The sequence below is a fragment of the Roseivirga spongicola genome, assembly GCF_034376045.1.
Lineage (GTDB): Bacteria > Bacteroidota > Bacteroidia > Cytophagales > Cyclobacteriaceae > Roseivirga > Roseivirga spongicola.
Map to the genome: position 1 here is coordinate 314,518 of NZ_CP139724.1, position 11,636 is coordinate 326,153.

An 11,636-nucleotide genomic window follows, 5' to 3' on the forward strand; every position below is an offset into this window, starting at 1 on the left:
ATAACTTACTGAAAACTAGAATCTTACACCTTCGCCTAGATTTGCACCAAGGTCGATTTTAGTTAAATTTGTAAACTACCTAAAAGATTAAAACGATGATTGACACCTCTACCATTCGCATAGAAAAGACATCTCAGTCTAGAATTAATGAATTGGATGAAGACAACATTCCATTCGGAAAGCTCTATTCGGATCACATGTTCATTGCCGATTACATAGATGGCGAATGGCAAGACTTAAGAATCGTACCTTATCAGAACATGTCGGTATCTCCGGCTATGACAACATTGCACTACGCCATTACAATTTTCGAAGGCCTTAAAGCCTACAAAAATGCTGCTGGTGAAGTAGTAAGTTTTAGACCTGAAGCCAATGCTTCAAGGCTAAACGTTTCTGCTGAAAGAATGTGTATTCCTCAAGTGCCAGAGTCATTATTCATGGATGGGCTTACTGAGTTATTGAAATTAGACTCAGCTTGGGTGCCTTCTAAGCCAGGTACTGCGCTTTACGTTAGACCTTTTGTTTTCGGAACCGATGAATACATTGGCGTTCGACCTTCAAATAATTACAGGTTTATGATCATTACTTGCCCAGTTGGTTCTTACTACACCAAACCAGTAAGAGTGAAGATTGAAACTAAATTCTCAAGAGCATTTGAAGGAGGAACCGGATATGCTAAAGCTGGTGGAAACTATGCTGCCAGTCTCTACCCTGCACGCTTAGCCCAACAACAAGGCTTCGATCAATTGATCTGGACTGATGGCAAGAGCCATGAATTTATTGAAGAGTCTGGCACCATGAACGTAATGTTTATGATTGATGGTGTTTTAAGAACAGCTCCTACTTCTGGTACAATCCTTAAAGGTATTACCAGAGACTCTGTACTGACCATTGCTAGAGACTGGGGAATGCAGGTAGAAGAAGCGCCAGTAAAAGTTTCTGAAGTAGTTGCTGCCGCTAAAGAAGGTAGACTTCAAGAAGCTTTCGGTGTAGGTACAGCCGCTACTATTGCCCCTATTGCCACCATTGGCTTTGAAGATGAATTATTCGATCTGCCCGCTGCAGATGATTCATTCTTCTCTAAAAAAGTTTTAAAAGAATTAGACGCTATTAGAACTGGAGAGGTAGAAGACCAGCGAGGCTGGGTATATAAAATTTAACTCACGTTAACGAAGTTTTTACGTTACTTAGCAGCAATATGAAAGTTAGAAACATTCTCTTTTTCCTATTGCTGCTTTTTCTTTTTGAAGGGGTTTCTGCGCAAGATTATCTGTTAATCCGTAAAAACGGATCTACTAGGCGATATGAATATAGAGTGGGCGACTACTTTGTATACAAGCAAAAAGGAAGCAAAGAGTTTTTCAAAGATAGAATCACTGAGTTTGTAGACAGCACCATAGTAATGGAAAACAACATAATACTTATTGAGCAAGTTGCTGAAGTTGATGTTCAGAATGCCACTACCAACCGGGCTGAAATTCTAAGGGCTGCAGAGCGGGTTTTACCCACAGCTGGCTATGGCCTTTTAGCTCTAGACCTTTTTAACAACACAGTTGTTTCAGGAAATGAGTTTTCGTTCGACAAAGGGACAACTATCTCTGCTGCGGCACTTGTAGGCACAGGTTATGCCATGAAGGTCTTCCGCAGAAAACGGGTCGACCTCACCAATGAAAAGTTTGAGGCTTATATTGTGAGTAGGTAGCATCTGTGAGAAAAACAAAACACCAATTCAGAATACTCAAATTAATATTCAACAACATTGATAAGAACTTTTTCGCCTTCTTCTGCCTCATTATATTTTGCACATTTCTATATCAGGAAATAGGTCAAGACAAACCAGAAACGGATGATGACCTTCATGAAGTTCAAGGACTAATTCAAGATTACGAATTCAAACATATTAGAGGTTTCAGAGGAACCAAAAGAATATATAACATCTGGCTCAATAATTATGATTGTACTTTTAAAATCAAAGCTGACTTCCTAAGTCTATTTGATAAAAATGACTTCATACGAGATTTTAAAAAAGGCGATCAATTAACACTGGAAATTCCAAAATACGACCTTAAACACCTCGAAAAACCGGGTAATACATTTTTTATCTATTCAATCAAATCCTCAAAGAGAGCATACCTAAAAGATGGTGACACATTAATGAAGGAAATTGAATCCTCTTATACCAATATCCTATATGCTTGTATATCTCTGCTCGCAGGGGTAATTTCTATCTTGATAAAAAGATACCACCCGCAAATTATACGTAAATCCTGAACCACCGTTTCAAATTTGACTCTGATAATTCGTAATTGAAAATTGTCAATTGCGAATCAAATACGCACCTTTGCATCTTCAAAAAATTATCCACCATGAATGCAGATCAATTAAAAGATTTGAAGGCTCGTATCTCGGCCTTGAGGAGGTATCTTTGACTACGATGTCAAGAAACGTGAAGTAGAAGAAGAAGAACTGGTTACTGCTCAACCAGACTTCTGGAACGACCCAAAAGAAGCAGAAAAAACGCTCAAGGCCATTCGAGCCAAGAAAGTTTGGACCAACAGTTTTGAGACAGCCAACGAGGCCGTGGAAGACCTAGAGACCCTTTTCGAGTTCTTCGAAATGGGAGAAGGTGACGAATCCGAAATCCAAAGTGCTTACGAAAACGCCCTAGAAGTTCTAGAAGAAGTAGAATTCAAGAAAATGCTTAGTGGTGAAGAAGATCAGCTAAAAGCGGTGATCGAGATTAACCCAGGGGCGGGCGGAACGGAAAGTAATGACTGGGCCGAAATCCTCATGCGTATGTACATTATGTGGGGCGAAAGCAAAGGCATGAAAGTGAAGCAACTCAACTACCAACCAGGAGAAGTTGCAGGACTAAAGTCTTGCTCATTGGAGTTCGATGGAGAGTTTGCTTACGGTCAACTGAAATCTGAAACTGGAGTGCACCGTTTAGTTAGAATTTCTCCTTTCGATTCAGGAGGAAGAAGACACACCTCTTTCGCATCGGTATTTGCCTATCCTGTTATTGATGACACCATTGAAATTGAGGTTAATCCATCGGACATTACTTGGGACACCTTCCGTTCGGGTGGTGCTGGTGGTCAGAACGTGAACAAGGTTGAAACAGGTGTTCGTTTGAGGCACGCTCCTACCGGAATTGTGATCGAAAACACAGAAACCCGTTCGCAGCTAGACAATAAGGAAAATGCCATGGCATTGCTAAAATCCAGACTCTATCAGCTAGAGATGGACAAGCGTAATGCTGAGCGAGACAAAGTTGAAGGTGAAAAAATGCGTGTGGATTTCGGGTCACAGATTCGAAACTATGTGTTACACCCATATAAACTCATAAAGGACAACCGTACTGGTGTAGAGCGAACAGATGTTCAGAACGTGCTAGACGGAGACCTTGACGATTACATCAAAGCATTCTTAATGCAGCAATAAGACATGGCAGAGCAAAAGAGTATTTTTTCATTGCAGTTCTGTTTGCTCTGCCTTAGTTCTTTACTGTTCTTTTCGAGCTTCAACATGATTGTGCCCGACCTCTACGACTACCTCACCTCTTTAGGTGGTGGAGAGTTGAAAGGTCTGGTTATTTCATTATTTACTGTTACTGCGGGGCTTTCAAGACCATTTAGTGGGAAGCTTTCAGACACTATAGGCCGAATTCCTGTAATGATCTTTGGTGCTGGTGTCTGCTTTGTAGTTGGCTTCCTATACCCCATGCTCGGAACAGTTTGGGCTTTCCTACTACTTAGATTCTTACATGGTTTCTCTACTGGTTTTAAACCTACAGGAACTGCCGCTTACCTAGCAGATATAGTCCCCAGACATAGAAGAGGTGAAGCCATGGGTTATTCTGGACTATTCGGAAGTTTGGGTATGGCTGCCGGACCAAGTTTTGGCCCTATGATTACCGAGCAATTCGGGTTAGACGCTATGTTTTACAGTTCTTCAGCGCTGGCTATTCTCTCCGTTCTAATATTGGCGGGCATGAAAGAAACTCTACCGAATAAGCAGAAGTTCAGTTTAGAACTTTTAAAGATCAACAAGTCCGACATTTTCGAACCAAGGGTAATTAACCCATCTATCTTATTTCTGCTTACCTCATTTTCATTTGGGGCGGCACTAACGCTTATGCCAGACCTTACCATTAGCATTGGGTTTGACCAAGGTAACAAAGGTATTTTCTTCACCATTTTCGTATTCTCTTCATTGCTCATAAGAATTTTGGCTGGCAAAGCTTCCGACAAATACGGAAGAGTAATTGTTCTGAAATGGGCGGCTTTAGCCATTGTAGTAGCCGACCTAATGGTTGCCTTCACACACACGGAATTTATGCTAATTGCTAGTTCTATAGCCTTTGGTATAGCTGTAGGCTTGAATACGCCAACCATTTACGCCTGGACCATTGACTTAAGCCACGATGAAAAAAGAGGCAAAGGATTAGCCACCATGTATATTGCCCTTGAAATTGGAATCGGTTTGGGAGCATTTTCTGCAGGGTTTATCTATGCCAACGAGATTGAGAATTTACGAAATGCCTTTATAGTAAGCGCTATTCTTTCATTCTTAGGATTCCTCTTTTTGAATTTCGGGCTAAATTGGGGAAATAAACTTTTTAAGGTTCAAGACTAATGAAGGTCGATAAGAAGCTACTTCCATTTATTATCATTTCTGTACTTCACTTGGTGTCGCTGGCTGGAGGTTTTGTCTTGATAGGGATGGTCACAAAGCCAATACTTATTCCCAGCCTATTGTTTTATTTTTTGAAAACAACGCCCGATTCACCACTAAACCGATACATTTCTATTGCGCTATTCTTTTCCTTTTTGGGAGATACACTTTTGATGTTTGCCGAACGAAATTCAATCTTCTTCTTAACAGGGCTTATCAGTTTTTTACTCGCCCATATGGTATACATAGTGGTAAGTATGAGTGCGAAAAGCGTTTATGAAAAAGGCATCAAACCTCAATGGCAAGACATTCCTTTTCTACTCTATGGCCTACTGATGTTTTCAGCTATAAAAGATGGATTGGGCGACATGTATTTCCCGGCACTTGCCTACACGGTTATAATCTGCCTAATGGCTATTATGGCTAGAAAAAGATGGAAGAAATCAGACAATCAGAGCTTTTGGCTAGTAATGATTGGCGCTAGCTTTTTTGTAGTCAGTGATTCTATTTTGGCTGTCAACAGGTTTTTAGGTGAGTTTGAAATGAGTAACCTAGCCATTATGACTACCTACCTATTAGCTCAATTCTTATTGGTGGAAGGTTATAAGAGGTTCGTTGAGAAGCTTTCTTAAAAATCATCATAACATTCCAAGTCGTCAGACGAAAACCTCAGCTATAACATATAAATCTCTATTTAGAAAGAACTTTAACCCCAACCCTAAAGGGTGAAGCGATGAAGTTTATCAAAGCAATGAAGCCAAAGTCCCCTTTAGGGGATTTAGGGGTATCCTCTTTTTATCCCGAGCCTATCGAGGAATCGACCAGGTCTAGATATTTCGAATTCCATGGGATAAAAAAGCCTGCTCAGGCTATCATCCAAGCAGGCTTAATACCTTCTATCAGTATCTTTCTTAATTATTTCTTCTTACTCTTCCTGAGCCTGAAACATTGGTATTCACTCCTGTTGGGTTGCCAGAGTAATAGACACTTCCACTGCCAGAGATTCTAACATCTAACTCTCCATTAGTATTAATAGCAGCTCTTCCTGATCCAGAAATAGAGACCTCATAATCGTCTACTTTTAAGTCTTCCGCGTAGTACTTTCCTGACCCGCTTATGCCCAATTTTGCTCTTTGTGCCGAACCCGAAAGCTCAATATTTCCAGAGCCCGTAATTTTAGATTGAACAGCACGGGCGTCTAGTTCTATTTCAATATCGCCCGAGCCAGAAATAGACGCTTCAAACAAATCGGCCTTGATTGTATTTCTGCTAATTACATCTCCTGAACCACTCACGTTTACTCCGGTCAATTCCTTTACGGTAACATAGATATTCACTTTTCCATCTAAACCATCGCCCCAACTGAACCATCCACCTTTGCTCTTGGTAGAAATAGATAGCCTACCTCCTCTTACCTCGGTTCTGATATTTTCCATATCATCACGATCCGCCTCAACTATCACTTCATTCTTATTCCCTTGGGTCACGTACACCTTCCCAGAAATACTCATTGAGATATAATCGAAGTTACCGACATCTCTAGTCTCTTTGCCTTGTGCCCAAGCCAATGAAACCAATAAACTGAAAGCAAGTAATAAGGAAATTCTTCTCATGATAAAATGTTTACAAGGGAAAGACTAGCTAGTGCTGAAATGGTTGCACCTAACACCTAAGCACTTAAAATCTTTTTATTTGATAGCTTATTGAAGCGAATATAGAGCAAAATTGCAGCAACTGTAAGTCCAATCAATAAACCATACCAAATGCCGGGAGCACCAAAATCAAGAACAAACCCGAAAAGATAACTAGCGGGAATAGCCAGCCCCCAATAAGACACAAAGGTTATGATTGTGGGTACTCTTACGTCAGACATTCCTCTGAGGCAACCAAGGCCAACTACTTGTACTCCATCGCTAAGCTGAAATAAACCCGCAATTACTATAAGCGAAGAAGCTATTCCTATTACCTCTGGCTCGTCTACATATATGGTTGGGAAGAACCCGCTAAAGAGAATATAAATGGCTGAACAAATAGCCATAAAAACCAAAACCATTAGGAAACTGGTGTTTCCTGCTCTCTTTAAGTTCGGATAATCTTCTTGACCAAGCTGATTCCCAACCCTCACCGTAGAAGCAGCAGAAATTCCCGAAGCCATCATATAACTCAACGACACCAAGCTGATGGCGATCTGGTGAGCAGCCAACGGAATAGTGCCTAACCATCCCATCATGATTGCCGACATGGCGAATGCACCTACTTCAAACACAAACTGACCACCCGTTGGGATACCTATTTTAAGCATAGGTTTGAAAAAGTCGGCTTTAAACTGATTCAACAAAAAACCAGCCTTGAACTCTTTAAACTTGGAATAATTTCTAACAAACCAGAACATTCCAATAGCCATTATTACACGAGAAATGAGAGTTGCCCAACCAGCACCATTCAAACCAAGCTCAGGAAAACCGAGCTTACCATAGATAAGCAAATAGTTCAGTACTACATTCACTATGTTTGCCAGAATGGTAATAAACATGGTTGGTTTGGTAACCGACATGCCTTCAGAGAACTGCCTGAACCCCTGAAAAACCAACATTGGAAATAAGGAACTGGCAATAATAAAGAAATAAGGCCTGCCTATTTCAATCACCTCATCTGGTTGCCTCATATAAGGAAAGAGAGTGGAAAGACTGAACATGAGCAGCACTAAGAACACTCCCACAATCAAACTGAGAATAATACCATGCCTCAGTAATCTCACTAATTTAGATTGATCTTGCTTGCCATCGGCTTGAGCTACCATTGGCGTAATTCCATAGGTTACACCAATACCGAACATCATGAACACAGCCATAAAATTATTGGCAAAGGAAGAAGCAGCTAGCTCTGTTGGACCGAGCTGCCCCACCATAATACTATCCACGATACCCACCATAATGTGGCCAAGCTGACTAAGCATTACAGGGTATGCTAGGTGGAAAGTCTTTCCGAAATGATTTTTGTACGAGAGTGGACTTTGCATTACATATTCAGCAAGCGAGCTAATTTTAGTATTCCGCCAACACTCAAGCTATCGGTAATCCTTCCATCCATAACCCATTCTAGGGCCTCTTTAAAAGGAATTTTCTTCACTTGAATGTCTTCGGTATCGTCAAACTCTGTTTCACCCTCAGATAGTTCCCTAGCCACGTAAACCATTCCAACTTCGTCAGTCACAGAGTTGGAAGTATGTATTTTGCATAGAAACTCTAGTTTTTGAGCTGTTAGTCCTGTCTCCTCTCTTAGTTCACGCAAAGCCCCTTCTTCATAAGTTTCTGAAGTAGGAACCGCTCCCATAGGAATCTCCCAACTATACTCGTTTAGCGTGTATCTGTACTGACCTACTAACCAAGTATTCCCTTGCTCATCGATAGGGATAATCCCCACGGCCAACCCTTTAAAAGAAACCTTTCCATAGATCCCAGGATTACCCGATGGATTAATGACCTGAAACTCATCAACCTTAATCCATGGATTTTCATAAACCAACTTACCACTTAAAGTTTTCCAAGGATTCTTCTCTTCGCTCATGGTTCAAAAATAGAGAAAGCTTTCAAGTTCTAGACTCATTCATTATGTTTAACGCCTCAGATGCTAAAGCCCTATTTTAAAGAAGGAATTGTTGAAGCTGGTTGCGATGAAGCCGGACGAGGACCATTAGCCGGTCCTGTTGTGGCCGCTGCAGTCATATTGCCCGCTGATTACGAGAACGAACTTCTTAACGACTCCAAAAAGCTCAAGAAAAAGCAGCTTGAAATACTCGAAGAGGTGATTAAAAGAGATGCTTTAGCCTATTCGGTTCAGGAAGTAAGCCATACTCAAATCGATGAAATCAACATCCTAAATGCATCATACCTGGCCATGCACCTGTCGGTGAGAGACCTTTCCATTCAACCCGATCTCTTACTAATAGATGGCAACCGATTTAAGGCTTATGATGGCATTCCTCACGAGTGCATTGTGAAAGGTGACGGCAAGTACATGAGTATTGCCGCAGCATCTATTTTGGCCAAAACTCATCGCGACCGTGTAATGGCAGAACTAGCTCAACAATACCCTGGCTATGGCTGGGAAACCAATGCTGGCTACCCAACCATAAAACACAGAGATGCCATTAGACAATTAGGGATTACCCCATATCACAGAAAGTCATTTAGGTTGCTACCAGAACAGATGGAGTTGTTTTAGGTGGTCCATGGATGATTGTCCACAGACCATTGTAAAATATAATAATTACATCTACAAGGGTTGGGCTCCAATCCCTATAAATATCGGAACGTGACCATCGCCAGATAAAGCAACTAAGGCAATCTGCGACCTCGATGGTTTTGATGTTGGTCGCTTTTTCTTTTAGAGAATCAAAAGAAAAGTAAGCCTCAAACCTGCTCTAAAACATCATCCTGATGAGCCGATTAATTCATCAAAAAAGCTGACATATTCCGCTTTCTCTATTCGTACCTCAACGACTCTACCGGATTTCTACGTGCTGCGTTAATAACCTTACCTGAAATTGAGAGTAATGCCACTAATAGAATAACTACTATAGGCACCAAAGCACTAATAATTCCTGGAGTAACGTGGTAAGTCCAAATACTACTCATAAGCATAGACGAAACATAAATACCAATTCCTCCACCCAGAAGAGAAGCAATACCTACTATAATCAGGAAGGGTTTGTTGATAAGCGTTGTAATGCGAGCAATGGAGGCTCCCAATACTTTCCTAATTCCGATTTCTTTGGTTCTGCTCTGAATATTGATTGATACTAGTGTAAACAAACCTATAGCGGAAAGTACAACTGCAATTACCGCAAGGAAGAGAAACATCTGAACGATGTTTTTATTGATATCTCTGGCTTCTCCCAAAACGCTAACTTCGTGAGTCCAAACATCTGAAGATCTATTCGAAATAACTTCACCCCATACTTTTTCAAAATAGTCTTTTACAGCCGCTTCTTGCTCAGGAGTAGTCTTGGCAATTACCATGCTCAAATCGCTTTCATCTCTTAACCTGAACATGACAGGGTCTATGGTTCCCCAAACCCCAAACTGATAAAAGTCTTTCACCATACCAACCACCGTATATTGATTGTTATCGGTGAATGTAATTCTTTGGCCTATCGGGTTATCCCATCCAAATCTGGCCGCCAACTTTTCATTAATAACTATACTGCCTAGCTTATCAGACTCTTGGTTTTGCGGTGTAAAAAGCCTTCCCTTCCAACAGCTTAAACTCTAAAGTCTCCATGTAATTTGGCCCTACATCTAGCACCATTACATTGGCCTGATTATCTCCAGTCTTCACTTCTCTTTGGTAAGAGCTCCACGCTACATGACCATTAGTAACTGCCATGCTTTCTATTAGAGGGTTGGCCTGAACAGCCAGTTTAAACCGCTCTGCTTCTTGCGGAGTACTTAATGGAGCCATTACTATTCCTTGTTTCTCATACCCCATATCCATATTTTCTTGAAAACTGGAGTTCTGCAAAAAAGTAAACCCGAAGACTAAAGCCATTACAGAAATGAGCATCTGAAAGCCTAATAACACCTTCGATAGAACACTAGAAGACCCCACCCGAAGTGTGCCTCTAAGTATAGCAACAGGCTTATATCTACTCACAAATATGGCAGGGTACCCTCCTGCTAAAAGTGCTGTTCCAATCAAAGTAGCCACGAGAAAGATCAGCATTCCTGGGTTATTTAAAAGTGTGACCTGTATATCTAGATTCGACCACATACCATTGTACTTATCTACCAGCCAGAGCGAAAAAAGAAGCCCCATAACTAATGCTAGCAGGCATAAAACCAAATTTTCGCCCAAAAACTGAAACACCAATTGAGCTCTAGAGCCACCCACTGTCTTTCTCACACCAATTTCCTTCAGGCGCTTATTAGACATGGCTATGGCGGTATTTGTAAAGTTGAAGCACGCCAAAAGTAAAATGAGCAATGCCATTACATTAGGGGCCAAAATATGTGCTGGGTGCAGTGTTTCATTCCCTAAGTTGGTAGCATTATAGTCTCTTTGTACAAAAGCAACATCTTTCATTGGGGTAACCCAGAAGCTGCTGGCGGGTAAATCTTTCCTTACTTCGGCCTGAATTGCGGCATATTTCTGGAGTGATGAAGGTAAATTTTCAGCTATAGATTCATCATTGGTTTGAATGAATAGCCCATCAACAAACCGAGTCCAGTCTCCTTTCTCCACGTTGAAGTTTCTATAGAAATTCTCGAAATCGGCTATCAATTGAAAGCGTAAAGAACTTTGTAAGCCTGGTTCTTCAAAGACGCCTCCTACTGTTAAGAACAGGTTTGGTCTTTCAGACACTACCAATTCAATGGTTTCTCCAACGGCATTTTCTCTCCCGAAAAGGGAAACAGCTACCTTTTCTGAAATAAGTACTGTGGAAAGCTCACTGTAACTATCGGCATTACCGTGAAGCATGGGAAAGCTGAACATCTTCAGGAAATCATCATCTACAAAGGCCATTGACCTATTAAAGACATTATCGCCTTTTTTGATGGTGACTCCCGCTCTTTCAAAACGGCTCACTCTTTCTATGGAAGGGTTTTCAACTTTAATTGCGGGCCCCAAAGGCATAGGCACATAACCATGAGGCACCTCTGCTCCGTTCTGATCTATTCGAACAGAGACTTCATAAAGCTCACTAAAATTCTCGTGCTGCCTATCGAACGTTTGGGCGAATTCATAATTGAGGAAGGCAATAATACAACAGGCTAGTGCCAAGCCTAATCCGACTATATTAATGAAAACAAACACCTTGCTCTTCAGCAGGCTCCTAACTGTTACTTTTAAAAAATTCTGAAACATGTTGTTGATTGAGTTTTTGGTTTGACTGTTAAAAAGACGACAGGAAATATGATTTGGTTGCATGCAAAACCACTGCTTATAATAAATGAGGT

11 protein-coding genes are annotated in these 11,636 nt (G+C 41.0%); 6 read left to right on the forward strand and 5 right to left on the reverse strand.

Annotated features, from left to right (window positions below; translation table 11 throughout):
• The first annotated feature begins 95 nt into the window (after positions 1-95).
• The 5 genes from T7867_RS01450 to T7867_RS01470 all read left to right on the forward strand — a co-directional run bounded on the left by T7867_RS01450 (position 96) and on the right by T7867_RS01470 (position 5,309).
• A complete protein-coding gene (locus tag T7867_RS01450; RefSeq protein ID WP_068219349.1) occupies positions 96-1,160 on the forward strand; it encodes a branched-chain amino acid aminotransferase in 1,065 nt (354 codons plus the stop codon).
• 38 nt (positions 1,161-1,198) lie between these two features.
• Entirely contained in the window at positions 1,199-1,702 is a 504-nt protein-coding gene (locus T7867_RS01455) for a hypothetical protein (protein WP_322299764.1), read from the forward strand.
• Positions 1,703-2,366: 664 nt separating this feature from the next.
• Positions 2,367-3,444 (forward strand): peptide chain release factor 2 gene (gene prfB / locus T7867_RS01460; protein ID WP_157717577.1). Its coding sequence is split into 2 segments (ribosomal slippage): positions 2,367-2,426 and positions 2,428-3,444, totalling 1,077 coding nucleotides; the frame shifts between segments, so codons are not numbered across the junction.
• Positions 3,445-3,447: 3 nt separating this feature from the next.
• Positions 3,448-4,638 (forward strand): MFS transporter, encoded by a 1,191-nt coding sequence (locus T7867_RS01465; protein WP_068219335.1) that lies wholly within the window; start codon positions 3,448-3,450, stop codon positions 4,636-4,638.
• Positions 4,638-5,309 carry a lysoplasmalogenase gene (locus tag T7867_RS01470; protein ID WP_068219333.1) on the forward strand — a complete coding sequence of 224 codons (672 nt, stop codon included), beginning with the start codon at positions 4,638-4,640 and terminating at the stop codon, positions 5,307-5,309. Before T7867_RS01465 ends, T7867_RS01470 begins: the two co-directional genes overlap by 1 nt.
• 279 nt (positions 5,310-5,588) lie before the next feature.
• Here T7867_RS01470 and T7867_RS01475 read toward each other — a convergent pair whose 3' ends face one another.
• From T7867_RS01475 to T7867_RS01485, 3 genes are read right to left on the reverse strand one after another with little or no spacing between them, the layout of a single operon-like run.
• Positions 5,589-6,290: a head GIN domain-containing protein gene (locus T7867_RS01475; RefSeq protein ID WP_322299765.1), complete on the reverse strand. Its 702-nt coding sequence runs from the start codon at positions 6,288-6,290 to the stop codon at positions 5,589-5,591.
• A gap of 56 nt (positions 6,291-6,346) precedes the next feature.
• On the reverse strand, positions 6,347-7,696 hold the full coding sequence (locus T7867_RS01480) for an MATE family efflux transporter (RefSeq protein ID WP_322299766.1): 1,350 nt from the start codon (positions 7,694-7,696) through the stop codon (positions 6,347-6,349).
• Complete coding sequence (locus T7867_RS01485) at positions 7,696-8,244, reverse strand: NUDIX hydrolase (protein ID WP_322299767.1); 549 nt, start codon at positions 8,242-8,244, stop codon at positions 7,696-7,698. Before T7867_RS01485 ends, T7867_RS01480 begins: the two co-directional genes overlap by 1 nt.
• Positions 8,245-8,304: 60 nt before the next feature.
• Between T7867_RS01485 and T7867_RS01490 the strand changes: the two genes are divergently transcribed.
• A complete protein-coding gene (locus T7867_RS01490; RefSeq protein ID WP_288342249.1) occupies positions 8,305-8,901 on the forward strand; it encodes a ribonuclease HII in 597 nt (198 codons plus the stop codon).
• Positions 8,902-9,161: 260 nt separating this feature from the next.
• On the opposite strand, the gene T7867_RS01495 is transcribed toward T7867_RS01490, so the two are convergent.
• Positions 9,162-9,863: an ABC transporter permease gene (locus T7867_RS01495; RefSeq protein ID WP_322299768.1), complete on the reverse strand. Its 702-nt coding sequence runs from the start codon at positions 9,861-9,863 to the stop codon at positions 9,162-9,164.
• Positions 9,864-9,894: 31 nt separating this feature from the next.
• Positions 9,895-11,544, reverse strand: coding sequence for an ABC transporter permease (locus tag T7867_RS01500; RefSeq protein ID WP_322299769.1), 1,650 nt, complete (start codon positions 11,542-11,544; stop codon positions 9,895-9,897).
• Between the last annotated feature and the right edge of the window lie 92 nt (positions 11,545-11,636).